Below are 24351 nucleotides of genomic sequence, written 5' to 3'. Positions count from 1 at the left end.
TGCCTAGTCGATGATCTTCAGCCCTGTGCCCCAGTTGAAGGCCGCGTAGGCGGGGTTAGCCTGCAGCGCCATCACGAGCAGCTGGAATGCTTCCAGTTCCCGGGCATGCCGCAGCCCGCCGACCCGCAGTGGCCGGAGACCGGCTGCTGCGGCGAACGAGGCGACTTGGTTGCCGGCTTCCTCCGAGTCTGTGGCGATGAAGACATCCAGGGGCATCCCGCCCGTCGCGCCGGCCGTCAGCGGGCCGGCGAACGTGGTGTTGAACGCCTTGACGACTGCTGCCCCCGGCAGCAGGGCGGCGATTTCCTCGGCGGCTGAGGACCCCGGGTCCACCGTCAGGGAATCGAAGGTGTCCACGTTGATCGGGTTGCTGATCTCCACCACGGTCTTTCCGCTGAGGGTGTCACCGTAGTGCGTTGCCACTTCCTTGGCCGGTCCGAAGTACAGGGCCAGCACCACGATGTCGCCTTCCGGGATATCGCCCAGTCCACCGGACGTCGTACCGCCGCCCAGCTCGGCAGCCAGTTTGGCCGCGTGCTCCGGGGCGCGGTCCAGGATTTGGAGTGAGCGTCCGGCTGCCACGGCGCGGGTGCCGATCGCCCGTGCCATGTTGCCGCTGCCGATGATGGTGATGTCTGTCATGGTGCTTCCTTCCAAGGATGACGCTGGAACGCAGGGACAAAGCTAGGCAGGTGAGCTGTAAGACATGTCAGCCGAGCGCCGGATCCGCTGCCGGGGATCCGGCGTGGCGGGTCGGTGCGTCGCGTCCGACGCCTGCGGCCCTTTCGGCCTCGGCGAGGGCTTCCTCCAGCCGCTCGACCGCCCGGGCATAGCCGGCGTCCGTCCCGCTGCGGAGCTGATCCGCGGCCTTCATCGCACGGATCAGGGCGGCCGTCTCCGGCTGCCGCGGGTCACACATGGCGGGGTAGTCGATGCTGTGCGCGGGGTCCAGTTCGTAGCGCTGCCATCTGGCCAGGGCGCTGCGGTGCCGGGCCGCGGCCGCCTCGTTGCTGGCTGCCGTGTCCCGGGCGGAGCGCCGCTCCGCCTGCCGGCTGAAGATCCTGGGAGTCCAGAGGTAGGCGGCGGCTGCCGCGGCCGCGGCGATGACTCCGAGCAGCAGGCCGGACCACGGCGCCACCAGGGCGGGGAGGATCACGGCCGGCGCAACGATGGCGAGTCCGGCGAAACCGTCCCAGAAGACGGCATCCGGCAGGCCGTCGTCGTCGGCCAGATGCTTCCGGAGCAAATAGACCGAGGCTCCCGCAGCGCACACGACAAGGCAGGCCAGGGCGAGTAGTTGCCAGAGCGCAAAGGGGGCGGGCTCGAACAGAGACGGCATTCCAATACCTCCAGGGATCCGGTCCGGGGCGGGCGCGGTTCCCTGATTCCATTGGAATCCATCGAGGGCGGGCCGTCAATGGTCCTTCGGCCGTTGCCGGGGGTCCGGTTCCCACCCGGGCCCGTCCCGGCGTAGCCTAGGCCGCATGCGACTGAAAATGTGCAGTATCCACGTCAAGGACCCCGCCGCGGCATTCGAGTTCTACACCGGAATCCTGGGCTTCGAGAGCCTCATGGCCATCCCGGAGCACAACCTGTACATCGTGAAGGATCCGGCCGGGTCCGGCGGCGGATCGGTCGGGCTCCTGCTGGAGCCCAGCGATAACCCGATCGGGGCGGCCTACATGAACGGATGCCACGACGCGGGGCTGCCCGCGATCGTCTTCGGGGTGACCGATGTCCGGGCCGAGTTCAAGCGGCTCACCGCCAAGGACGTGATGTTCCAGGGTGAGCCCTCCGTCGGTCCCGGGGGGACGACGGCGGTGTTCGACGACGGGTGCGGGAACTTCGTGCAGCTCCATCAGGACTGAGCCGGGACCGGCGGGCCCGCCGGCCAGAGCAGCTACTCGGCGGCGGTGCGTTCCTTCCTGGCGTCCTTCTTCGCAGCCTCGTCCTTGACCCGCTGGGCCTCGGCGCGCACGGCAGCGTGGGTGGAGCGCTCGGCGACCAGCCATGCCGGGGGAGCCTGCAGCAGCGCGGTGATTTCCGCCGTCGTCAGCGCTTCCTCAACCCCGCCGCGGGCCAGCCCGCTGATGGAGACGTTCAGCTTCTGCGCGACCACCGGGCGGGGGTGCGGGCCGTTGCGCCGCAGTTCCGCGAGCCACTCCGGCGGGTTGGCCTGGAGCTCGGCGAAATCGGCGCGGCTGATGACCGAATCCTGGAACTCCTGGGGTGTTGCGGGCAGGTAGATGCCAAGCTTCTTGGCTACGGTGGCCGGCTTCATGGACTGGGAGTTTGCAGAGGTCATGCTTCAAGGGTATCCGGCGGGGCACCAAACCAGCACCAAACGGCCGGCCGGGCGGAAGCCTACGCCAGCCCGGGCGGTACTGTGAACATGTGTCCGCAGCAGAAGAAGCATCCCAGTCCCCCGACGAAACCCCTGTGCCAGTTGTGCGGGAGTTGCGTTTTGCCTACGTCGCCGGCGTGACGCCGGGAAAGTGGACCAGGCGCTGGGAAGAGCGGATGCCTGATGTTCCGCTGCACTCCTTTATGTCCGACGACGGCGCGCAGCTCACGGTTCTGCGCGACGGGTCCGCGGAGCTGAGCTTCGTCCGGCTGCCCGTGGAGCGCGAGGGCCTGAACGTCATCCCGCTGTACGAGGAACAGCCCGTGGTGGTGGCGCCCAAGGGACACGAGATCTCGCTGTTCGAGGAGGTGGCCCTGGCCGACCTCGCCCGGGAGACGTTCCTGGACGTGGCCGGACTTGGCGGACCGGAGATGGCACTGCAGGTCGTGGCCACCGGGGCCGGCCTGGTCATCCTGCCGATGTCCGTGGCCCGCCACTTCAACGTCAAGGACACCGTGGCGCGGAAACTCACCGGGGCGCCCACCACCGAGATCGCCCTGGCATGGCCCAGCGGCACCACGGACGAGGTCATCGAGGAGTTCATCGGGATCGTCCGCGGCCGCACTGCCGCGAGCTCCCGCCAGCCCTCCGCCCAGCAGGAAAGGCCCAAGAAGGAACCGAAGCCGGACCGGCGGGGACCGGCCGTCAAGAAGCCCAAGGTGGCGCAGCGCTACGCGCCGAACCCTGACAAGGGACGGGGCAAGGGGTCACGGAAGAAAGGGAAGCGCTAGGCGCTGCCGGAACTGACCGGGCGCTACTTGGCGCAGGCGTCCTGCAGGGCCTTGACGGATTCGGCCGGAGCCTGGTCGCCGGAGTCGGCGATCTGGCGCAGCGGGGTGGTGATCTCGGCGGGAACCCCTGCGGTTTCGGCTCCGGCGACCAGGCCGCCGAGCGCTTCCTTGTCCTTGACACTGACCAGGCCGTCCTTCACGAGCGTGCAGGCCTGCTTCTTCACTTCACTGCCGGCCGCCGTCGCGACCTGGGATGCGCCGTCGCTGACGGCCTTGTTCGCGGCGTCCTGCACCTGGCCGCACCCCGTCAGCGCGATCGTGAGGGTTGCAGCGGCAAGGGCGGCGAGGCGAAGTTTCATTCATCCACCCTAACAAGCGGGCTGACCGGAGGCTGGCCGCGGTAGGGCCGCCGCAGGCTTCCCGGCCGTCCGGCGGCCAGGAGGTCCGGCGACCCGTCGGTGTCCGCTGCCTCCCGTTTTGTGTCGCCGGAAACCTAAACGAAACGTTTTCCGTCTACGCTGGCAACACCGTGGCGCCGCCAGGCCCGTGACCGCCGGTGACGAAGGGATTCCGTCATGCATCTTCTGCCCCGTGAGCAGGAAAAGCTCATGATCGTGGTCGCGGCCGACCTCGCCCGGCGCCGCCAGGCGCGCGGACTGAAGCTGAACTTTCCGGAGGCCGTCGCCATCATCAGCTACGAGCTGATCGAGGGCGCCCGGGACGGCAGGAGCGTGGCGGACCTGATGAGCTACGGCACCACCCTGCTCCGCCGCGAGGACGTCATGGAGGGCGTGCCGGAAATGATCCACGACGTCCAGGTCGAAGCGACCTTCCCCGACGGCACCAAGCTCGTCACCGTCCACGATCCGATCCGTTAGGGAGCTGCGATGATTCCCGGAGAATACGTTCTCAGCCCCGATCCTGTGCTGGTCAACGCCGGCCGCGAGGCGATCGACGTCGTGGTGACCAACACCGGCGACCGTCCCGTGCAGGTGGGCTCGCACTTCCACTTTGCCGAAGCAAACGCCGCCCTGGCGTTCAACCGGCGGGCCGCATACGGACGGCGCCTGGACATTCCGGCGGGCACGGCGGCACGCTTCGAACCGGGGGACAGCAAGACCGTCCGGCTGATCGAACTCGCCGGCCGGCGTGAGGTCTACGGCCTCAGCAACGCAGTCAACGGCAGTCTGGAGGGACGGAAATGAGCTTCGAGTTGCCCCGCAGGCAATATGCGGACCTGTACGGCCCGACGACGGGCGACTCCATCCGCCTCGCCGACACCGATCTCTTCCTCGAGATCGAGAAGGACCTCACCGTCTACGGCGAGGAAGTGGTGTTCGGCGGCGGCAAGGTGATCCGCGACGGCATGGGCCAGAACGGCCAGGTGACGCGGGACGGGGACGTCCACGGGGGAGCCGTCCCCGACACCGTGATCACCAACGTCGTGGTTCTGGACTACACCGGGATTTACAAAGCCGACGTTGCGCTCCGGGACGGCCACATCTTCCGGATCGGCAAAGCCGGCAACCCCCAGATCACCGACGGCGTGGACATTGTGATCGGCGCGAGTACCGAGATCATCGCGGGCGAGCGGAAGATCCTGACCGCCGGCGGCGTGGACTCCCACATCCATTTCATCTCCCCGGACCAGGTCCCCGCCGCCCTGTGCAGCGGGGTGACCACGATGATCGGCGGCGGCACCGGCCCGGCCGAAGGCACTAAGGCCACCACCGTCACCCCCGGCAAATGGCACATCCAGCGGATGCTGCAGGCGGCCGAGGGGCTCCCGATCAATATCGGTCTTTTCGGCAAGGGCCACGCGTCCGCCGTCGAACCCCTGGCAGAGCAGATCCGTGCCGGCGCCATCGGCCTGAAAGTCCATGAGGACTGGGGCTCCACGACGTCCTCGATCGACACCTCGCTGAAGGTCGCGGACTGCTTCGACGTCCAGGTGGCCATCCACACCGACACCCTGAATGAGTGCGGTTTTGTGGAGGACACCATCCGGGCCATCGACGGGCGCGTGATCCACACGTTCCACACCGAGGGCGCCGGCGGCGGGCACGCTCCGGACATCATCAAGATCGCCGGACTGCCCAATGTGCTGCCGGCGTCCACCAACCCCACGCTGCCGTACACCCGCAACACCATCGAAGAACACCTCGATATGCTTATGGTCTGCCACCACCTCAACCCGGACATTCCGGAGGACGTGGCGTTCGCGGACTCCCGCATCCGCGCCGAGACCATCGCCGCCGAGGACGTGCTGCAGGACATGGGCATCTTCGCGATCACCTCCTCGGACTCCCAAGCCATGGGCCGGGTGGGTGAGGTGGTCATCCGCACCTGGCAGGTCGCCGACAAGATGAAGAAACAGCGCGGCGTGCTGAAGGACCCTGACGGCGGCACACACGGTGCTGCCATCGGCCGGGGCGCGGAGAGCGACAACTTCCGGCTGAAACGCTACGTGGCGAAATACACCATCAACCCGGCCATCGCGCAGGGCATGGCGGACTCCATCGGCTCCGTGGAGGTCGGAAAGTTCGCGGACCTGGTGCTCTGGGACCCGGCGTTCTTCGGAGTCAAACCGGAGCTCGTGATCAAAGGCGGCCAGATCGCCTACGCCCTCATGGGGGACGCCAACGCCTCCATCCCCACGCCGCAGCCGCGCACCATGCGGCCGATGTTCGCCACCTACGGCAGGGCCCTGCAGCAGTCGTCCATCACCTTCCTGTCCCAGGCCGCCATCGATGCCGGGGTGCCGGCGGAGCTGGGGCTGGAGAAGGTCATCCGGGCCGTGTCCGGCATCCGCAGCCTCACGAAGGCGGACCTCAAGTACAACGGCGCCACTCCGGACATCGAAGTGGACCCGGAAACGTACCAGGTGACGGTCGACGGGGAGGACGTCACGTGCGAACCGTCCGACGTGCTGCCGATGGCGCAGCGCTACTTCCTTTTCTAGGCTTCCGGAGGAGACAGGCATGATCATCGAAAAGGTCCTCGGCAACACGCACGACCTTCCTCCCGGACCGGACCCCTATGCCGGGCTGCACCGGGAAAAGGTGGTGCTCCCCAGCGCCCAGCTGGTCAAACGCGTCCAGCGCGTCACCACCGACCACGGCAAGGAACTCGGCATCCGCCTCCCCACCGGTTCCGGGGACCTGCGCGACGGCGACATCTTGCACGTTGCAGAGACCAACATGATCGTGGTGTCGGTGCTGCCCACCGATGTCCTCGTCATTGCGCCGCGCTCCATCCACGAGATGGGGGTGGTGGCGCATTCCCTCGGCAACCGGCACCTGCAGGCACAGTTCTTCGATGCCTCCTCGGAGTACCGGTCCGAGGTCATGGTCTGCCAGTACGACCACACGGTGGAGGATTACCTCAAACACGTCGGAGCGCCCTACGTCCGCCAGGAGCGCGTGATGCCCGTTCCCTTCCGCCATGCCGAACACTCCCACTAGCCCCGCGCCCTACCAGCTCGCCCTGCAGCAGCTGTGCGATTCCGCGCTGCCCACCGGTGCCTTCGCGCACTCGCTGGGGTTCGAGAGCTACATCGACCGCGGGCTGGTGCGCGACGAGCAGTCCTTCGGCGTGTGGCTGTCCGCCTTTGTGGGGCAGCAGCTGACGTATTCGGACGCCCTGGCCATCCGGTTCCTCTACGAGGGCGACGCGCTGCCCGAGCTGGACTCGCTGCTGAGCGCCCAGCTCCTGCCACGGCAGCTGCGCGAGGCCAGCATCAAGATGGGCGGCCGGCTCCTTGAGATCGCTGCCGAGATCTTTCCGTCCCCAGACCTGGCGGCGTACCGGGAGCTGGTGAGTTCCGGCCGCGCCGCCGGCCACCAGCCGCTGGCGTTCGCCGTCGTTGCGCGCTCCCTGGGCGTCCCCCTGGCCGAGACTCTAGCCGCCTACCTGTTCGCGGCGGTCACATCCTTGACGCAGAACGCCGTCCGGGCCATCCCGCTGGGGCAGAACGCCGGCCAGCGGCTGCTCCGGAAAGCGGCCGACGACGTCGCTGCCGCAGCCTGCCGCGCCGGCCAGCTGGACCGGTCCGACTTTGGGGCCGTCAGTCCGGGACTCGAAATTTCGCAGATGCGGCACGAGCGACAGCGTGCCCGAATGTTCATGAGCTAACCGAACCGCATGAGAAATATGTCTGGAGAAGAATATGTCTGAGCCCATCAAAATCGGCATCGGCGGCCCGGTCGGTGCCGGCAAGACCCAGCTCGTGGAGCGCCTCACCCGCCACATGAGCCGGGACATCTCCATGGCTGCCATCACCAACGACATCTACACGATCGAGGATGCCAAGATCCTGGCGGCCAACGGCATCCTCCCGATCGACAGGATCATTGGCGTCGAGACCGGCGGCTGCCCGCACACCGCCATCCGCGAAGACACCTCCATGAACACGGCCGCCATCGAGGAGCTCAAGAAGCGGCACCCGGATCTGCAGGTGATCTTTGTGGAGTCCGGCGGGGACAACCTCTCCGCGACGTTCAGCCCCGAGCTGGTGGACTTCTCCATCTACATCATCGACGTGGCCCAAGGCGAGAAGATCCCCCGCAAAGCCGGCCAGGGCATGATCAAGTCAGACCTCTTCATCATCAACAAGACCGACCTCGCACCGCACGTCGGGGCCGACCTGGCCGTGATGGAACGCGACTCCAAGGAGTTCCGCGGCGAGAAGCCGTTCTGCTTCACCAACCTCAAGACCGACGAAGGACTGGAGCGCGTCATCGAATGGATGCGGCGCGATGTCCTGATGCTCGACCTCGCACCATGAGCACGCCGGCGGCTCTTGATCCTCCCGTGGTTGCCTTACCCGGGCCGGCGCCCGCGGGTGAAGGGGGCCGTGCCCGCTCCGCGGTGCCCGCCACGCCGCGGCCCCCTTCACCCGCGTCCGCTGGGGGGCCCGTGAGGGGCCGCCTTGAACTTCTGGTCGCCGACAGGGGTGGACGGTCCGTGGCCGTGCATCAGTTTCATCAGGGCGCTTTGAGAATATTGCGGCCGCATTACCTGGATGACTCCGGGCAGGTTTGTTATGTCGTGGTGAATCCTGGCGGGGCCTATTTGGGGGCTGATCTCTATGTCATGGACGTGGAGGTGGCGGACGGAGCGAAGCTGCTGCTGACCACCCAGTCGGCCACGAAAATCTACCGGACGCCGGGGTCGTTTGCCGAGCAGCGGATGCGGCTGCGGCTGGGGGAGCGGTCGCAGCTGGAGCTGGCCCCGGACCAGGTGATCGCCTACCGGGAGGCCAGTTACCGGCAGAACACGCACATCACCGTGCACCCAACGTCGAGCCTGGTCATGTCCGAGGTCATCACGCCGGGCTGGTCGCCGGACGGCGCCTCGTTCCGGTACGAGGAACTGCGGCTCCGGACCGAAATCCATGTTGAATCCGGGGGCAACAGTGGACTGCTGGCCCTCGACAACCTGCTGATCCGGCCGCCGCAGCACTACGTCACCGGGATGGGGTTCATGGACGGCTTCAGTCACGTGGGGTCCCTGATCGCGGTCGATGGGCGCGTTGACCAGGAACTCGCGGACGAACTGCACGCTCTGGCTGGTGGCCATGATGCCTACACAGGGGTCTCGTTGACTGCCACGGTGGATGGCATCAGCGGACTTGTGCTCCGGTCGCTCTCAAACAGCACCGGGGAACTCAACAGGCTGCTGGGCACCTGCAGCGCCCTCCTGCGTCAGCGGTGGCATGGCACGGCGCCGCTGAACCTCAGGAAATATTGATGGCCACGCTGACCGAATTCGTTGCCATGTATCGACACCGCGACCAGCTCCCATTCGGGACCCGGCTTGGTGTCACCTTCGGAGCCGTGGTGGCCCTGCACGCCGCCGCCGTCGGGCTTGTCCTTGCAGGTTCGGCGACGGCTGGAGAGCCGCTGGCACTTGGCCTGGTGCTGACCGCCTACGACGCAGGCATCAAACACAGCTTCGACTGGGACCACCTTGCCGCCATCGACAATTCAACCCGCAGGTTCGTGGCCCAGCGGAAGGATCCGGTGAGCGTCGGGTTCGCGTTCAGCCTGGGCCACAGCTCGGTGGTGATTTTGGCCGGGGTGCTCGTCGTGGGCGGTGCCGCGATGGTGGGGGAGCTCATGTAGGACGGTGCGGGACGAGGATCTTGCGGCCACGGGCTTGGTGGCCCGGCTGCTGGCGAAACCTCTCTCCGGGGTCCAGCGGCCGCGGAGCATCTACGTCATCGGCTTCCTTTTCGGGCTGGGTTTCGACACCGCCACCACGATCGGCCTGCTGGTGATGGCGACGGCGGCGTCCCTGGCCGGAGCGTCCCCGCTGGCGCTTCTGGCGCTTCCGCTGGCCTTCACCGCGGCCATGACGCTATGCGACACCACCAACGGGGTGGCCATGATGCGCATGTACCGCTCCGCCATCCACCGCCCGCAACGGAAACTCGGCTTCAACGCGCTGATCACTGGCATATCCGCCGTATCGGCCCTGGTCATTTCAGCCATCACCCTGGGCGGGTTCTTCCACGCCGCATTCGGGCTGGAGGATCCGGTGACCACCTGGCTGGGGGAGATCGATCTGGGCGACGCGGGGCTGCTGCTGGTCGCGGGCCTGCTGACGGTCTGGGGCGCCGCATCCTGCGGCGGGCGGCTGCTTGCCTCACATCCGGGCGGCCAGCCGGCCCGGAGCCCGGGAGCATGGTCGTAAGGTGGAGCCATGCGCACGGACTTCAGCCCTGACGAACTTCCCTCCGGGGACTTCTACCGCCTGCTGACGGCGGTGATCGTTCCCCGGCCCATCGCTTGGGTTTCGAGTACGTCCGCCGACGGGGTGGACAACCTTGCCCCGCATTCGTTCTTCACGGTGGCCTCGGTGACACCGCCCATCATTCAGTTCACCTCGGTCGGTAAGAAGGACTCCCTGCGCAACATCGTCGCAACGGGGGAGTTCATCGTGAACCTGGCTCCGGCGGACCTCATCGCCGAGGTCAACGCCACCGGCACGAATTTCCCGCCCGAGGTGAGCGAGTTCGATGCCGCCGGCCTGACCCGTGAAGCAGGCCGCACAGTGCAGGTCCCCCGGGTCGCGGAATCGCCGGTGGCGCTGGAGTGCAAGCTCCACAGCACGCTGGAGATGGGCGACTGCGTCCTGGTCTTCGGCGAGGTGACGCACGCCGCGGTCGCCTCAGAGGCTCTGCAGGGATCCCATCCCACGATCAACAAACTGGACCCACTCTCGCGGCTGGGCCTCGATGAATGGGGTGCCACGGGTCCGGTCAGCGAGCTCAAGCGGATCCGGACGGCCGACTGGCCCGGGGAATTCCGGCCGACACGCCGGTCCAAGGACTGACCTGATCCGGGCCGTCCCGCACTGGCCTGAACTGAATGCTGGCCCGCACTGCTGGTGAACGGAATGCTGGGATGCCTACTGGTCCGAAATGGTCGGGCCGCACTCACGCTGGCCGGTCCGCGACCACGACGCGGAGAGTTCTCCTCGACGCACGGAAACGCTGCCGCCACCGGAATTCGGTAGCGCCAGGAATTCGCCGCCACGCAGTCCAGAAAGCGCGTCGGAGGTGCGAGCTGGGCTCGCCGCGTTCTTGGTTCTGCCGACGCCCACGCGTCGTCCGATGAGAGTGGCTGCCAGCTCATCCACCAAGTCCCCTATTTGCCACCGGGACGCGGCGGACGCGGCGCGGGGAGTGCACCGCAACTTCGGTAGATTGGGTCTATGCCGATGACTGCAGCGCTAGAAGGGATCTCCGACGAGGTCCAGGCCACCCACGCCCACACCGGATCGTGGGTGGCCGCTGTGCTTCGTTCGCGCATCTCGGCAGGCCAGCTCGCCCCTGGGACGAAACTGTCCGAGCAGAAACTTTCCGAGGTCCTGGGCGTCTCACGGAACACGCTGCGGGAGGCTTTCACTGTCCTCGCCGGTGAGTCCGTGGTGCGGCGCATACCCAATCGAGGCGTGTTCGTGTCCGCGCCCCAGGCAGAGGATGTCCGTGAAATCTACCGGGTCCGCCGGCTGATCGAGCCGGCGGCCGTGCTGTGGGGGGACTACCGGGCAGAGACCCTGGATGCGCTGGACGCCATCATCGACCGGGCCCGCGACGCCCTCCGGGCGGGGGCCGTGACGGATATGGCCGATGCCAACCAGGACCTGCACAAAGCTTTGGTAGCGCTCTCCGGGAGTGCGTCAGTGGCTGAGCTCATGGACAAGGTCCTGGCCCAGATGCGGCTGGTCTTCCACGCCATGGCTACCACGGCAGACTTCCACAGCCACTACGTGGAACGCAACGCCGCCCTGGTGGCGCTGCTGCGGACCGGTCGCCGGCAAGAGGCCGCGGCCGAGTTGCGCCGGTACTTGGACGCGGCCGAGCACGAGCTCCTGGCGCATATTGGAGCCCTTCCGCAGGATTTGAGCCCCGGTGCGGGTGATTCGTAATGTTGACCGCGGACACCAGCAGCCCGCCGGACCAGTCAGGTCCGGCGGGCTGCTGTGACCGGGACAGGGCGTTCCGGGCGCCTCGCCTAAGGGACCTGGTAGGAGGTGTCGCGAGCGTCCGTAATGAGCATGTGCCCCGGGGCGTGGCCGATGGCCAGTGCCGGCCTTGACTCCATGACGGCCGCCTGCGGAGTCACCCCGCACGCCCAGAAGACCGGGATGTGCCCGTCCGGGATCCGGACCGGATCACCGAAGTCCGGCCGGCCCAGATCCGTGATGCCCAGTTCGGCGGGGTTTCCCACATGGACCGGGGCGCCGTGCACGGCCGGATAGCGGGAAGTGATGCGGACGGCGTCGGCCACCTGGGAGGCCGGAATAGGACGCATGGAGACCACCATAGGTCCGGCCATTTGTCCGGCCGGTTCGCAGCGGACGGACGTGCGGTACATGGGCACGTTCACTCCCTGGTCGATATGGGCAACCCGGATGCCGTTGTCCTGGAGGGCGGATTCGAAGGTGAAGCTGCAGCCCACAATGAACGTCACGAGGTCATCGCGCCAGTGCTCTGTGATGTCGGCTGGTTCGTCGACCTTCCGGCCGTCCCGGTACACCACGTACTTGGGCACGTCGGTGCGGATATCCCCTCCGGCCAGCAGCACACTGGAGGTCGCGCCGGCGTCCAGCACGCCCAGGATAGGGCAAGGCTTGGGGTTGCGCTGCGCGAACAGCAGAACGTCGAAGGCCTGCGCCTTGGGCACGATGATCAGGTTGGCCTGCGCGTAGCCGCTGCTCCAGCCGGAGGTGGGCGTCACGAGACCGGCGCGGAACAGGGACCTGGCCTCGGCCGGGTGCAGCCCTGCCGGGTTCTTGGGATGCGCGATGGGGGACGGCACGGTCACCTCCGGAAGAGACATTGGTTCTAGGCCCACAGTTTGGCCAGGCTGTAAAGTGAGCTGTAGCCGAGGAACAGGGTCAGCAGCCAGGCGACCACGCCGATGACGAGCAGGCCCTTGGGGTAGACGTAGCCCTGCATGAGGTCCCGGCGGCGCCAGGCCACCCAGAGCAGGACTCCGAACCCGACGGGGAGAATGAGGCCGTTGAAGGCACCGGCGAAGATCAGAAGCTGCTGCGGGGCCTGGCCAATCAGCAGGTAGGCCACGGTGCAGAAACCGATGAAGCCGACCGTGATCAGGTTGCGGGTGCGGTCCTTGGTGCTGGACTTCGTCACGAAGGAGACCGAGGTGTATGCCGCACCGATTACGGAGGTGACGGAGGCTGCCCACAGGATGACACCGAAGACGCGCATGCCGATATCTCCTGCTGCGGCCTGGAAAGCGGAGGCGGCCAGGTTGCTGCCGGTCAGGGCCACGCCGCCGGCGACTACACCAAAGATGGCCAGGAAGAGCAGGATGCGCATGACGCAGGTGACCAGGATCCCTACGATCGAGCTCTGCGTGATCTGCTTGACGTTTTCAACGCCGGTGACGCCGGTGTCCAGCATGCGGTGGGCACCCGCGTAGGTGATGTAGCCGCCGATCGTTCCGCCAATGAGGGTGGTGATGACCAGGAAGTCGATCTTCTCGGGCATCACAGTGTTCTTGAGGGCCTCACCCAGCGGCGGGGCGGAAACCACTGCCACGTACAGGGTCATCAGGATCATCAGGGCACCGAGGATCACCACGATCCGGTCGAGGGCCACCCCGGCCCGCTTGCTGAGGAAGATCAGGATGGCCAGGACGGCTGACACCGCCCCGCCGATTTTGGGGTCCAGCCCCATCATGGCGTTGGTGCCGAGTCCGGTTCCGGCGATATTGCCGATGTTGAAGACTATGCCACCCAGGAAGACAAGTGCAGCGAGGAACCAGCCGACGCCGGGGAGGACCTTGTTGCCGAGCTCCTGGGCCCGCAGGCCGGAGACGCCGATGATCCGCCAGACGTTGGCCTGCACGGCGATGTCGACCAGGATGGAGACCAGGATCGCGAAGGCGAAGGCGGCGCCGAGTTGGACGGTGAAGGCTGTGGTCTGGGTGATGAACCCCGGGCCGATGGCACTGGTGGCCATGAGGAACATGGCGCCCAGCAGGGCGGAACGCCGGGCGGCCGGCTTGAGGGCGGCCTTAACGGTGGTGGTTTCCATGGGGGTCCCAAACAGTTAGGTGACTGGCGTCACAACGAATGTCTCCCGCAACTCTACAGACTGTTGAACAATCCGCGCAAGGAATTGTTCAACAATTTTTAGCTCGATGGTCCGATCCCGGTGGACCGCCGGGGCCCCGGTGGGTCAGTAGTCGCTCAGTCGCCGTGGACCGCGCGCTGCTTCTCCTCCGAGATATTCAGGTAGGCCAGCAGCAGGTCACCGGCACGGTCCAGTCGGCCGGCCTCCAGTGCCTGGCAGATTTTCTCGTTGTCGTCGAGGTAGCTGCGGTAGAAGTGCGCGTCCACGGTGGCCTTGTGAAAGAACAGCCGCATTTCGGCCAGAATCTGGGCCATGATCGTATTGAGGCGCCGGCTCCCGGCCAGCGCCACGATGGCGCCGTGGAAATGCTGGTTCGCGCTGCCGAGGGCCTCCTCGTCATCGGCCGCGGCCGCGGCTCTGCCTTCCTCCACTGCCGCGCGGACCGCGGCCACCCTCTCCGGGCTTCCTCCGCCGCGGATCGCGCTCACTTCGATGAACCGGCGCACGGTGTAGACGTCATGGATCTCGCCCGGCCCCAGGGTCGCGACGAACACGCCCCGGTTCGGGTGCCGGACCACCAGCCGTTCGGCCGCGAGCTCGGCAAAGGCCTCTCGGATGGTGTTGCGGGAAACGCCCAGCTCGGCCGAAATGGTCGACTCGGTCAGTCGCTGGCCCGGCAGCAGCAGCCCCTCCGCCAGCTGCAACCGCAGCTCGGCCGCCACCCGGTCTGCCACGGAGGGGACGGCCAGCCGCAGGCGGGCCGCCGACCCCGGCGCCGCGGCCGCCAGGCCGGAGGCCGGATTGCTTCCCGCGGCGGTGGGGCCGGAACTGCCCGGGAGTCCTGATTCGGCGCTCGTCATAGATGCGAATCTACACGATCGCCACATCGTAGAATCGAAGAATTGTTGAACAATTCGGGGATGTAGTGCATCCTAGATAAAGGAACCCCATGAGACGAGGATCACAGATGGCAACCATTGACCTGAACAGCGACGTCGGCGAATCCTACGGACGCTGGAGCCTGGGTGACGATACGGCGATGTTCCGTTCGGTTTCCAGCGCGAACGTGGCCTGCGGGTTCCATGCCGGGGACCCCAGCGTGATCCGGAAGACCTGCCGCGAGGCGGTGGCCGCCGGCGTCGTGATCGGCGCCCACGTCGGCTACCGCGACCTCGCAGGTTTCGGCCGGCGTTTCCTGGACATCGACCCGATCGAACTTGCGGACGACGTCGTCTACCAGATCGGCGCGCTGCAGGCACTGGCCGCCGCGGAAGGCGGCAGAGTCACCTACGTCAAGCCGCACGGCGGCCTGTACAACGCGATCGTGGCACACACCGCGCAGGCGAAAGCCGTCGTCGACGCCGTCAAATCCGTCGACCCGAACCTGCCCATCCTGGGCCTTCCGGGCTCCGAAGTGCTCCGCTTGGCCGAGGCCGCCGGCCTCCGTGCCGTGACCGAAGCCTTCGCGGACCGGGCCTACAACCCGGACGGCACCCTTGTGTCCCGCACGCTGCCCGGAGCCGTCCTGCACGACCACGCGGAGGTCACTGAGCATGTCCTCCGGATGGCCTCCGATTCCGCCGTCCGCACCATTGACGGCTCCATCCTGAAGATCCGCGCGGAGAGCATCTGCGTGCACGGCGACTCCCCGGGAGCCGTCACCATGGCCGCCGCAGTCCGTGCGGCCCTGACCGCCGCCGGTATCAGCACGGCCGCATTCGTGCACGCCTAAGCGGCGCGGATCCAGATCAAGGCACCGGCAACGATGAAGGCAGCTATGGAAACCCTGGCAGTACAAAAGGCGGCAGTACAAAAGGTCCGCTCCGTGCGGGCGGTGGGAACCCGCGCGGTACTTGCCGAGCTCTCCGGAACCCAGGACGTGCTGGCCCTGCAGGCGCTGCTCCTCGAGAAGCCGCTGCCGGGCCAGCTGGACGTCCTGGCTGCGGCCGAGACGGTCCTGGTCACGGCCGACTCACCGGTTGCGGCCCGGCGGATCGCCGCGCGGCTGCTCCAGCTTGACCTCACCGCGCCCGTGCAGCGGGACGGCGAACTGGTGCTCATCGACACCGTGTACGACGGCGAGGACCTCGCCGAAGCCGGGGAACTGACCGGCCTCGGGGCCGACGGCGTGATCGCAGCCCACACCGGGCAGATCTGGACCGTGGCTTTCGCCGGCTTCGCCCCCGGCTTCGGCTACATGGTGGGGGAGAACCAGGTGCTCGAAGTGCCGCGGCGCAGCTCCCCGCGCACCGCCGTCCCGGCCGGCTCGGTGGCGCTGGCCGGGAACTATTCGGCCGTGTATCCGCGCCGCTCGCCCGGCGGCTGGCAGCTGATCGGCCGGACCGGCGCCAGGATGTGGGACCTGGACCGGGAGCAGCCCGCCCTGGCCGTCCCCGGCCACCGCGTCCAGTTCCGCGCGGTCCGGGAGGTCGTGACGCTGGCGCCGGAACACCCGGCCACGGCAACCGCCCCGCAGGTGACGTCCGGCCTGCGGATCGTCTCACCGGGCCTGCAGAGCCTGATCCAGGACCTCGGCCGCTACGGCCACTCTGGCCTGGGCGTCTCCGCGGCCGGCGCGCTGGACCGGGCCTCCCTGCGCCGGGCCAACCGCCTGGTCGGGAACGCGCCGTCGGCCGCTGCGGTCGAGACCGTCGCCAGCGGACTGTCGGTGCAGGCCGTCGGGGACCAGGTCCTCGCCGTCACCGGAGCGCCCGCGGAGCTGACCGTCGGGACGCCGTCCGACATCGATTCTGACGACGCCGGGCCCTTCTGGCGGACCGTCCCGATGGCCACCCCTTTCGCACTTCTCGACGGCGAAACCCTGACCATCGGCGCCCTGCAGACCGGCTTCCGCAGCTACCTCGCCGTCCGCGGCGGCGCGGACACCGCCCCGGTGCTCGGCAGCCGCTCGACCGACACCATGTCCGGGATCGGCCCGGCCCCGCTGGCCGCCGGCCAGCTCCTCGCCTCCGGCGGGGAGGCCGAATCCGGCGTCGTCGGGCACCCCGAACTGCAGCCGGAATTCCCGGGCAGCGGTGTCACCGTGCTTGACGTCGTCCCCGGCCCCCGCGCCGACTGGTTCGACGCCCCCGCGCTGGCGTCCTTCTGCGGGCAGGACTGGGAGGTGAAACCGCAGTCCAACCGGGTGGGCATGCGCCTGCAGGGAACTCCGCTGCAGCGCGCCCGGCAGGGTGAACTCGCCAGCGAGGGCACCGTCGCCGGAGCCCTGCAGGTCCCGCCGGAAGGGCTGCCCGTACTCTTCCTGGCCGACCACCCGATGACCGGCGGCTACCCCGTGATCGCCGTGGTGGTCGACTCCCAGCTGGACCGCGCCGCCCAGGTCCCGATCGGCGGCAAGATCCGCTTCCGCTGGGCCGAAAACCCCATTACCGAGAACGCCACCCCCGAACAAGAAGCGAGTAACTGATGCGCAAGGTCCTGATCGCCAACCGCGGTGAAATCGCCGTCCGGATCGCCCGGGCCTGCGACGACGCCCAGCTGGCCTCCGTTGCTGTCTATGCGGACATCGACGCCGACGCCCTGCACGTCTCGGCCGCGGACGAGGCCTACGCCCTGGGTGGCAATTCGCCCGCGGACACCTACCTCAACATCCCCAAGCTGCTCGCAGCCGCGGCCGAATCCGGCGCCGACGCCCTCCACCCCGGCTATGGCTTCCTGTCTGAGAACGCCGAATTCGCCCAGGCCGTCCTCGACGCCGGCCTCACCTGGATCGGCCCCACCCCGGACGCCATCCGCCTGCTCGGCAACAAGATCACCGCCCGCGAAGCCGCCGTCCGCGCCGGCGCACCGCTCGTCGCCGGCAGCGACGGCCCGGTGGAAACCGCCGCGGAGGCCCGCGCCTTCGCCGAACAGCACGGCCTGCCGATGGCTATCAAGGCGGCCTTCGGCGGCGGAGGCCGCGGCATGAAGGTGGTCCGCTCCCTCGACGAGGTCGAGGAAGCCTTCGACTCCGCCGTCCGCGAGGCCGTCGCCGCCTTCGGCCGCGGCGAATGCTTCGTGGAGCGCTACCTCGACCGTCCGCGGCACGTCGAGGCGCAGGTCCTCGCGGACACCCACGGCAACGTCGTCGTCGTCGGAACCCGCGACTGCTCGCTCCAGCGCCGGCACCAGAAGCTCGTCGAGGAGGCCCCCGCGCCATTCCTGAGCGACGAGCAGACCCGCCAGATCTACGACGCCGCCAAGGCCGTCTGCCGCGAAGCCGGCTACTCCGGCGCCGGCACCGTGGAATTCCTGGTCGCAGCCGACGGCACCGTTGCGTTCCTTGAGGTGAACACCAGGCTCCAGGTGGAGCACCCCATCACCGAGGAAACTACCGGCATCGACCTCGTCCAGGAGCAGTTCCGCATCGCCGCCGGGGAACCGCTGCGCATCACCGAGGACCCGGCACCGCGCGGGCACTCCTTCGAATTCCGGCTCAACGCCGAGGACGTCGGGCGCGGCTTCCTGCCCTCACCCGGCACCGTCGAGGAGTTCCACGGCCCCACCGGCCCCGGCATCCGGCTCGACACCGGCGTCCGCTCCGGCTCGTTCGTGCCGCCGCAGTTCGACTCGCTGCTGGCGAAACTGATCGTCACCGGCGTCGACCGGCAGCAGGCACTGCGCCGCGCCCGCCGGGCCCTCGCCGAAATCAGCATCACCGGGGTGGCCACCGTGCTGCCGTTCCACCGCGCCGTGCTCGAATCCCCGGACTTCACGTCCGAGACCGGCCTCGGCATCCACACCCGCTGGATCGAAACCGACTTCGCAGACAGTAGCTCCATTCCCGCCGATTCAGGCTTCAGCACCACAGCGCCCGACGGCGAACGCCGCACCATCACAGTCGAGGTGGACGGCCGCCGGATGGCCGTCGGGCTGCCGGCGGACCTGCTGGACGGCTGGGCCCGCTCGGGCGGCCCACTTCCTGCGGGAGTTTCCGTGGACGGAGCGTCCGACGCCGGAGCTGTCGGCGCTGATCCCGGGGAGCTGCGCGCCGACATGGCCGGCACCGTGGTGAAGTGGCTCGTCGCACCGGGCGCCGAAGTCTCGGCAGGGGATCCCGTGGTGGTGCTGGAAGCGATGAAGATGGAAACCCAGGTCGCCGCCCACCGCGGCGGGACCGTCACGGGCGTCCGCGCGGAGGCCGGCGGCGTCGTTACTGCTGGAGCGGTGCTTGCCCTGATTGGGTAGCGGCGGATTGCTGCGCCGGGTCCGGCGGCGTCTCGGCCTGCAGCGCCTCCGACTTCTGCGTCGCGGCCCAGCTGGCGAGCAGCCGCAAGGCGTCCCCGGTGGTTGAACGGGGCTCAGCCGTGTAGGCGAGCAGCGACAGCCCGGCGTCGGCGGACAGATCCAGGGACTCGTACAGGAGGTGGAGGTCGCCGACTACGGGGTGGCGGAGGTGCTTGATCCCGGAGTGGTGCAGGCGGACATTGTGGGCCGCCCACCGGGTGCGGAACTCCTCACTGCGCGTGGAGAGTTCCCCCACCAGGTCGGTCAGGCCGCGGTCGTAGGGGTTACGGCCGGCCTCGGTGCGCAGGATTGCCACCGTGTCATTCGCGGCGCGGTCCCAGTCCGGGTAGAAACCGTAGGAACGGTTGTCCAGGAAAATGAACCGGGCATGGTTGGCCGGCCGGACCGGGCTGGCGTACATCTCGGAATACAGCGCGTAGCCGAGCTGGTTGGCAGCGAGGATGTCCAGGCGCCCGTTGCGCACGAACGCCGGGGCGTTGCTGATCGCGTCGAGCATGAGTTGCACGCTCGCACGGACCGGCTGGGTGGTGGGTCGGCGGCGCTGCGGTTTGCGGCTGGTGCTCGCCGCCCGGGCCAGGTCGAACAGGTGCGCCTGCTCGGCCTCATCCAGCTGCAGAGCCCGCGCCAAGGCTTCCAGGACTCCCTCGGAGACTCCGGAGAGGTTTCCGCGTTCCAGCCGGGTGTAATACTCGACACTGACCCCGGCCAGGAGGGCAACCTCGCCGCGGCGCAGTCCGGGGACCCGGCGGTTGCCGCCGGAGACGGGTAGACCCGCCTGTTCCGGGGTGATTTTCGCCCGCCGGGTGGCCAGGAAGTCCCGGGTCTCGCTCTGGTTGTCCATACCTTCAACGTTAGAGGGTGCGGCGCCGTAAGGGAGTCCCTGCCAGGACCCCTCACAGCAGGGCCTCCCTCACCGGCAGCTCAGTGGTGTTTGATAGAGAGTGCCCCCGATGACGTCCGGGCCGAAATGCCGCGCCTATCCGGTGCGGGACGCCGGGGCACCCCCCCAAAACCTTCCACAAGCAGGAGATCCATGCTTACCGTTAACGCTTACGCCGCCCCCTCGGCGACCGAACCCCTCGCGCCGACCACCATCGAGCGCCGGGACGTTGGACCGCACGACGTCCTGATCGACATCAAGTTCGCCGGCATCTGCCACTCCGACATCCACACCGTCCGCGGTGACTGGGGCCCGCAGCAGTTCCCGCTGGCACCGGGCCACGAAATTGCCGGCATCGTCACCGAGGTCGGCTCGGCCGTCACCAAGCACAACGTGGGCGACCGGGTCGGCGTCGGCTGCATGGTCAACTCCTGCCGCGAGTGCGTCAACTGCCGGGCCGGCGAGGAACAGTACTGCCTCGCCGGGAACACGGGCACCTACGGTGCCGTGGACCGCGACGGCACGATCACCCAGGGCGGCTACTCCACCCATGTGGTGGTGACCGAGGACTTCGTCGTGCGGATCCCGGAGGGCATCGAACTCGACGTCGCCGCGCCGCTGCTCTGCGCCGGCGTCACTACCTACTCCCCGCTGCGTCACTGGGGTGCCGGACCCGGCAAAAAGGTGGCGGTCGTGGGACTCGGCGGCCTCGGACACATGGCCGTCAAGCTTGCCCACGCCATGGGCGCCGAGGTGACCGTGCTTTCACAGTCGCTGAAGAAGCAGGAGGACGGGCTGAAGCTGGGCGCGGACCACTACTTCGCCACCAGCGATGAAAACACCTTCACGGATCTGGCAGGCTCTTTCGACCTGATCATCAACACCGTCAGCGCGAAGATCGACATCAGCTCCTACCTGCAGTTGCTGAGCCTCGACGGCGCCATGGTGAACGTGGGCGCCCCGGCGGAACCGCTGCCCGTGAACGCGTTCGCCCTGATCGCGGGACGCCGGTCCTTCGCCGGATCCATGATCGGCGGCATCCGGGAGACCCAGGAAATGCTGGATTTCTGTGCCGAGCACAAGCTCGGCGCCGAGATCGAGGTCATCCCGGCCGAGAAGATCAACGACGCCTACGAGCGCGTGCTCGCCTCCGACGTGCGGTACCGCTTCGTGGTCGACACCTCCACGCTGGCCTAGTCCCAGCCACGGAGAAGGGGCCCGGCCGGTGTGAACCGGTGAACTGCTCCCCGGATGTTGGACTGGGAAATTCAGTTCCGACGTCCGGGGAGCAGTTCACGTCAGGGGGCAGCACGATGAGCCACGACTTCATCCTCACGGACGAGGACGCCGCACCCGCCGGGGTCACCCACGCCCAGGACATACGGGAGCTCTCCATGCTGACCCTGAAGCAGGGATCCTCCGCCGTCTATTTCTCCCGGGAGAAATCCCCGCTGGACCACTAACTTCCGCAGCGACGACGCTGCCCACCCGAGTTTGCTTTTGCTGAGGGAAAAATCGAGACCGGCCGGCAGGTCAGTGTTCGCACCTGACGGTCATGGCGCTGCGCGAAGGGCCTCATAGTCGAGCAGCGATTGCCGGGCGTAGCTGAACGACCAGTCGACAACAGCTTCGGTGCCGGCCTCCGATTTACCCAGGTAACCGAGGATCTGGCCTGCCGCGGGGCTTTGCGCGTGGGCGCGTGCGAGCAGGAGTGCGCACGTGCGGACGTAGTCGAAGAACGGGACATAGTCGAGTCCCGCCAGGTCGATCGATCCTTTCATGTCATGGAACTGGCGTACGTAGTAGTCGCGATCGTTGTTCTGCAGATGGCCCAGGAACGGATCCGATACTGCCTGCAGCACCCGTTGGAGCTGGACCACGCGGGTGCCCTGACCATGCTCTGCCACATCCTGTGCGCTGCTCCTCGGCTGCGTGATGCCGCCGTAGCGTTCCAGCACTGACTGCCCGGCCTCCTTCACCTGGAGCAGCAGCGCATCCCCATCGGGGGACTGCAGCAACTGCAGGAAGCAACGGGTCCCGACGCTCCCGACGCCGACCACACGGCGGGCCAGATCGGTGGGGGTGTACTGGGCCAGAACGGTGCGGACGTCGAGACTGACCGTGCGGCGATATTCGGCGAACAGGCGCGGTACCACGTCCGTGTTCTGCACGGGCGCAGTCGTCATTGCCGGAGGCTGTTCAACGAAACGCAGGCGACCGTCGTGGTCCATCTGCGTGGTGCGACGCACGGCCCGCTGGCCGGTGCGCTTCCTGGCATCTCTGATCGCGTGGTGCAGCACCTTCTGGGCGTCCGCGCTCAGGAGGCTGCGGGCAAATTTGATGTTGCTATGCATGTAGTAGCGCTCGTACGGGTTTCGTTCCAGCATCGTGGTCAGTGCGCTGCGGTACGCCCTGACGGCGCGTCGTGCTGCCTTGCGCACCTCGCGTTCGGTGTACTCGGCGTGAATGCCGCCGACCACCACGCTCGTGACGAGCCGTTTGAGGTCCCAGTCCCACGGGGCTGCGCCGGCCTCGTCGAAGTCGTTGAGGTCGAAGACGAGTTTGCGTTCCGGGGAGGCATAGAAGCCGAAGTTGCTGATGTGCGCGTCGCCGCATGCCGCGACCACGATCCCCGAGTGCGGGTCGCGGGCGAGGTCCATGGCCATCAGTCCGGCCGTCCCCCGGTAGAACGCGAAGGGGTTCTCGAGCATGCGCTCCATGCGCAGGGGCACCAGGTCCTGGTCACGGTCTTCGTTCTGTTCGTGGATATGCGCGACGGCGTCACGCTGTGCCGTGCTCCGCTCGGCCAGTGCACTACGCGGCGTGGCCCCGCGCAGTTGGCGGCCGCGGGCATACGCATCGGCACGGCTCAACGGCAACTCTTCGCGAACCGGTGCGGAGGAGGAATCGGCAGGCATGAGGTCATTTTGGACGCTCGCGCCCGGTTCCACAACAGGCCGATGCGACTCACGAATCGTGCCCGCGAAATGGCGTGCGTGCCTCATTGGGGAAATGCTCGCAAAACAGGTCCCGCTCCGGGCGCTGCTGGGACCACCATGGATGGGTCAGGGGGTGCCGTTGTCAGCGCGCAGGGAGATCGCGCAGCAGCCGAATACGCGCGACGACAAAAGGACTGCTTAAAGTGCGCGCCAGAAATGGACTTTGACTATTTTGCCATCTCCGACTGCACGGCTTAGCAGTGTGACCAGGCAGTATTGGTGAGAGTCGCATGAATCTGACTTGGCACAGCTTCCAAAGCTTTGCTGAGCATACTTTCCAACGGAACAGCGAGGCGCGATCTGTCGACAAGGCGAAAAGTTGAGCCCACCACGTCAGAAAAGGAACGAGCGCGCTAGAACTGTTTCCGCAGGCGGGCATGAGCACGGTGCGCCCTCGAAGCTGCCGCGATGGATCGCGACGACCTTCCTAGGAGAAAACTGCCTGCTTCCGCTGTCGCGGAATGGAACGCTGCGGCGCGCAACCGCCGGCCGGTAAGCCCCCATTTAGTTGTCCCTGCTCCTAATTCCTGTTGTGGTCAAGTCAAGATTTTAACGGTTGAGTTCCTTTTGCGGCTGTCTGCCCGAGTAGGCTGCTGCTTCTACTCGTCCTACTTGAACGCCGGTAATTGTGATTTCGTCAAGAGGCGTTGTAGTCCGGGGAGAAGGTCACGACCGCTGGCAGGCGGTGGGGCTGAAAGAATGGCTTGCATGGATAAGCTCGGGGCCGGGATGAGCGGCGAATCAGAGCCGATGCTGGAGGTCCGCGTGGGCTTGGTCGACAGCGAGCCTGAAATCTGGCGCCGGTTCGAAATCCCTGGATCACTGGCACTGAACCAGGTGCACCTGGTCGTGCAGGAGGCTTTCGGCTGGGAGGACGCGCACCTGCACAGGTTCACAACGGATGATCCCTTCGTACCGCTGCGGCCAATCTGTGGCGAAATCCCGGAAGTCCCGCAGTGGCTTCCACGGCGGGACTGCGAAGAGCCCGCGGACAGGCCTGAGGAGGATTGCTCGCTGGAGCAGCTGCTCGCGCTGGGTTTAGGCGCAGCGTTCTATGAATACGACTTTGGCGACAGCTGGCTCCACCGGCTCGAACTGGTTTCCCGGCGTCCTGCGGACGAAGATCCTCCGCCGGCGTGGCTGGTCGACGGTGCCCGGCGCGGCCCGCTGGAAGACTCCGGAGGATTTCCCGGCTACGAGGAGATCATGGACGCGTTGGCGGACTCGTCGCATCCGGAGCACGCCGAATACTCCCTGTGCGTGGCCGAGATAACGGGTTCGGATGAACCTTTCGACCCCGCCTTCCTGGACATCCCGGCCGTGAACCGGGCGCTGGGCCGCCAGGCTCGAGCCCATGGGTAGAGGCGAGGGAAAAACCCGCAGGACTCCGGAGTGCAATGTGGCTTGCCAATGTAGTTGGCGAAATTGACAAGGCAGATTTGTGGTCAGGGCAGGGTGGGCCACGCGGAGGTGGGTCA

At 67.4% G+C, this 24351-nt stretch carries 26 protein-coding genes and 1 pseudogene; 18 read left to right on the top strand and 9 right to left on the bottom strand.

The genetic code is table 11. The features are described from left to right. Positions 1 to 3 precede the first annotated feature (3 nt). Together BJQ90_RS02340 and BJQ90_RS02335 are read right to left on the bottom strand one after the other, a co-directional pair. On the bottom strand, positions 4 to 642 hold the full coding sequence (locus BJQ90_RS02340) for an NADPH-dependent F420 reductase (protein ID WP_226758705.1): 639 nt from the start codon (positions 640 to 642) through the stop codon (positions 4 to 6). A gap of 67 nt (positions 643 to 709) precedes the next feature. Beyond that, positions 710 to 1339, bottom strand: a complete 630-nt coding sequence (locus BJQ90_RS02335; RefSeq protein WP_226758704.1) for a hypothetical protein — start codon at positions 1337 to 1339, stop codon at positions 710 to 712. Between the two features lie 145 nt (positions 1340 to 1484). Here BJQ90_RS02335 and BJQ90_RS02330 point away from each other — a divergent pair, with 145 nt between their 5' ends. Beyond that, on the top strand, positions 1485 to 1868 hold the full coding sequence (locus BJQ90_RS02330; RefSeq protein WP_226758703.1) for a VOC family protein: 384 nt from the start codon (positions 1485 to 1487) through the stop codon (positions 1866 to 1868). A gap of 32 nt (positions 1869 to 1900) precedes the next feature. On the opposite strand, the gene BJQ90_RS02325 is transcribed toward BJQ90_RS02330, so the two are convergent. Further along, complete coding sequence (locus tag BJQ90_RS02325; protein ID WP_226758702.1) at positions 1901 to 2305, bottom strand: DUF5997 family protein; 405 nt, start codon at positions 2303 to 2305, stop codon at positions 1901 to 1903. A gap of 89 nt (positions 2306 to 2394) precedes the next feature. Between BJQ90_RS02325 and BJQ90_RS02320 the strand changes: the two genes are divergently transcribed. Next, the gene (locus BJQ90_RS02320) at positions 2395 to 3135 is read left to right on the top strand and encodes a LysR substrate-binding domain-containing protein (protein WP_226758701.1); all 741 of its coding nucleotides are present in this window, start codon (positions 2395 to 2397) and stop codon (positions 3133 to 3135) included. A gap of 23 nt (positions 3136 to 3158) precedes the next feature. On the opposite strand, the gene BJQ90_RS02315 is transcribed toward BJQ90_RS02320, so the two are convergent. Continuing rightward, positions 3159 to 3494, bottom strand: a complete 336-nt coding sequence (locus BJQ90_RS02315; RefSeq protein ID WP_226758700.1) for a hypothetical protein — start codon at positions 3492 to 3494, stop codon at positions 3159 to 3161. A gap of 216 nt (positions 3495 to 3710) precedes the next feature. Between BJQ90_RS02315 and BJQ90_RS02310 the strand changes: the two genes are divergently transcribed. The 10 genes and pseudogenes from BJQ90_RS02310 (at position 3711) to BJQ90_RS02265 (ending at position 11571) form a co-directional block, all read left to right on the top strand. After that, a complete protein-coding gene (locus tag BJQ90_RS02310) occupies positions 3711 to 4013 on the top strand; it encodes an urease subunit gamma (RefSeq protein WP_226758699.1) in 303 nt (100 codons plus the stop codon). A gap of 9 nt (positions 4014 to 4022) precedes the next feature. Beyond that, positions 4023 to 4340 (top strand): urease subunit beta, encoded by a 318-nt coding sequence (locus BJQ90_RS02305; RefSeq protein WP_226758698.1) that lies wholly within the window; start codon positions 4023 to 4025, stop codon positions 4338 to 4340. Further along, entirely contained in the window at positions 4337 to 6097 is a 1761-nt protein-coding gene (gene ureC, locus BJQ90_RS02300; protein ID WP_226758697.1) for an urease subunit alpha, read from the top strand. Before BJQ90_RS02305 ends, ureC begins: the two co-directional genes overlap by 4 nt. 19 nt (positions 6098 to 6116) lie before the next feature. Then, on the top strand, positions 6117 to 6599 hold the full coding sequence (gene ureE, locus BJQ90_RS02295; protein WP_226758696.1) for an urease accessory protein UreE: 483 nt from the start codon (positions 6117 to 6119) through the stop codon (positions 6597 to 6599). Beyond that, positions 6580 to 7269 (top strand): urease accessory protein UreF, encoded by a 690-nt coding sequence (locus tag BJQ90_RS02290; RefSeq protein WP_226758695.1) that lies wholly within the window; start codon positions 6580 to 6582, stop codon positions 7267 to 7269. Before ureE ends, BJQ90_RS02290 begins: the two co-directional genes overlap by 20 nt. 34 nt (positions 7270 to 7303) lie before the next feature. Beyond that, complete coding sequence (gene ureG / locus BJQ90_RS02285) at positions 7304 to 7921, top strand: urease accessory protein UreG (protein ID WP_226758694.1); 618 nt, start codon at positions 7304 to 7306, stop codon at positions 7919 to 7921. A 179-nt stretch (positions 7922 to 8100) separates the two neighbouring features. Beyond that, entirely contained in the window at positions 8101 to 8886 is a 786-nt protein-coding gene (locus tag BJQ90_RS02280) for an urease accessory protein UreD (protein ID WP_226758693.1), read from the top strand. Then, positions 8886 to 9831, top strand: a pseudogene (locus BJQ90_RS02275) (HoxN/HupN/NixA family nickel/cobalt transporter). Before BJQ90_RS02280 ends, BJQ90_RS02275 begins: the two are co-directional and overlap by 1 nt. A 9-nt stretch (positions 9832 to 9840) precedes the next feature. Next, positions 9841 to 10473 carry a flavin reductase family protein gene (locus BJQ90_RS02270; RefSeq protein ID WP_226758692.1) on the top strand — a complete coding sequence of 211 codons (633 nt, stop codon included), beginning with the start codon at positions 9841 to 9843 and terminating at the stop codon, positions 10471 to 10473. 381 nt (positions 10474 to 10854) lie between these two features. Next, positions 10855 to 11571, top strand: coding sequence for a GntR family transcriptional regulator (locus tag BJQ90_RS02265; protein WP_413463625.1), 717 nt, complete (start codon positions 10855 to 10857; stop codon positions 11569 to 11571). Positions 11572 to 11657: 86 nt separating this feature from the next. Here BJQ90_RS02265 and BJQ90_RS02260 read toward each other — a convergent pair whose 3' ends face one another. The 3 genes from BJQ90_RS02260 to BJQ90_RS02250 form a co-directional block, all read right to left on the bottom strand. Beyond that, positions 11658 to 12485, bottom strand: coding sequence for a putative hydro-lyase (locus BJQ90_RS02260; RefSeq protein WP_226758691.1), 828 nt, complete (start codon positions 12483 to 12485; stop codon positions 11658 to 11660). Between the two features lie 5 nt (positions 12486 to 12490). Then, entirely contained in the window at positions 12491 to 13708 is a 1218-nt protein-coding gene (locus BJQ90_RS02255) for an NRAMP family divalent metal transporter (protein WP_226758690.1), read from the bottom strand. A gap of 155 nt (positions 13709 to 13863) precedes the next feature. Further along, the gene (locus BJQ90_RS02250; protein ID WP_226758689.1) at positions 13864 to 14607 is read right to left on the bottom strand and encodes a GntR family transcriptional regulator; all 744 of its coding nucleotides are present in this window, start codon (positions 14605 to 14607) and stop codon (positions 13864 to 13866) included. 107 nt (positions 14608 to 14714) lie between these two features. On the opposite strand from BJQ90_RS02250, the gene BJQ90_RS02245 reads away from it, so the two are divergent. The 3 genes from BJQ90_RS02245 to BJQ90_RS02235 are packed head-to-tail and all read left to right on the top strand — an operon-like array spanning position 14715 to position 18934. Further along, complete coding sequence (locus tag BJQ90_RS02245; RefSeq protein ID WP_226758688.1) at positions 14715 to 15479, top strand: LamB/YcsF family protein; 765 nt, start codon at positions 14715 to 14717, stop codon at positions 15477 to 15479. A gap of 45 nt (positions 15480 to 15524) precedes the next feature. After that, on the top strand, positions 15525 to 17174 hold the full coding sequence (locus BJQ90_RS02240) for a 5-oxoprolinase/urea amidolyase family protein (protein WP_226758741.1): 1650 nt from the start codon (positions 15525 to 15527) through the stop codon (positions 17172 to 17174). Next, complete coding sequence (locus BJQ90_RS02235) at positions 17174 to 18934, top strand: acetyl/propionyl/methylcrotonyl-CoA carboxylase subunit alpha (RefSeq protein WP_226758687.1); 1761 nt, start codon at positions 17174 to 17176, stop codon at positions 18932 to 18934. Before BJQ90_RS02240 ends, BJQ90_RS02235 begins: the two co-directional genes overlap by 1 nt. Here the strand turns inward: BJQ90_RS02235 and BJQ90_RS02230 are convergent. Beyond that, positions 18900 to 19835, bottom strand: a complete 936-nt coding sequence (locus BJQ90_RS02230) for a helix-turn-helix transcriptional regulator (protein ID WP_226758686.1) — start codon at positions 19833 to 19835, stop codon at positions 18900 to 18902. The two genes, BJQ90_RS02235 and BJQ90_RS02230, sit on opposite strands and share 35 nt — an antisense overlap. A gap of 192 nt (positions 19836 to 20027) precedes the next feature. On the opposite strand from BJQ90_RS02230, the gene BJQ90_RS02225 reads away from it, so the two are divergent. Together BJQ90_RS02225 and BJQ90_RS02220 are read left to right on the top strand one after the other, a co-directional pair. Then, a complete protein-coding gene (locus tag BJQ90_RS02225) occupies positions 20028 to 21071 on the top strand; it encodes an NAD(P)-dependent alcohol dehydrogenase (protein ID WP_226758685.1) in 1044 nt (347 codons plus the stop codon). Positions 21072 to 21187: 116 nt separating this feature from the next. Continuing rightward, positions 21188 to 21337: a hypothetical protein gene (locus BJQ90_RS02220; protein ID WP_226758684.1), complete on the top strand. Its 150-nt coding sequence runs from the start codon at positions 21188 to 21190 to the stop codon at positions 21335 to 21337. 90 nt (positions 21338 to 21427) lie between these two features. Here the strand turns inward: BJQ90_RS02220 and BJQ90_RS02215 are convergent, their stop codons facing one another. Next, the gene (locus BJQ90_RS02215; RefSeq protein WP_226758683.1) at positions 21428 to 22792 is read right to left on the bottom strand and encodes a DUF2252 domain-containing protein; all 1365 of its coding nucleotides are present in this window, start codon (positions 22790 to 22792) and stop codon (positions 21428 to 21430) included. 789 nt (positions 22793 to 23581) lie between these two features. Here BJQ90_RS02215 and BJQ90_RS02210 point away from each other — a divergent pair. Then, complete coding sequence (locus BJQ90_RS02210) at positions 23582 to 24235, top strand: plasmid pRiA4b ORF-3 family protein (protein WP_226758682.1); 654 nt, start codon at positions 23582 to 23584, stop codon at positions 24233 to 24235. The last annotated feature ends 116 nt before the right edge of the window (positions 24236 to 24351 follow it).

It is taken from the genome of Arthrobacter sp. SO3, assembly GCF_020532825.1.
Taxonomy (GTDB): domain Bacteria; phylum Actinomycetota; class Actinomycetes; order Actinomycetales; family Micrococcaceae; genus Arthrobacter.
Note: the sequence above shows the minus strand (reverse complement) of the source record. Positions and strands in the feature narration are given on the sequence as shown.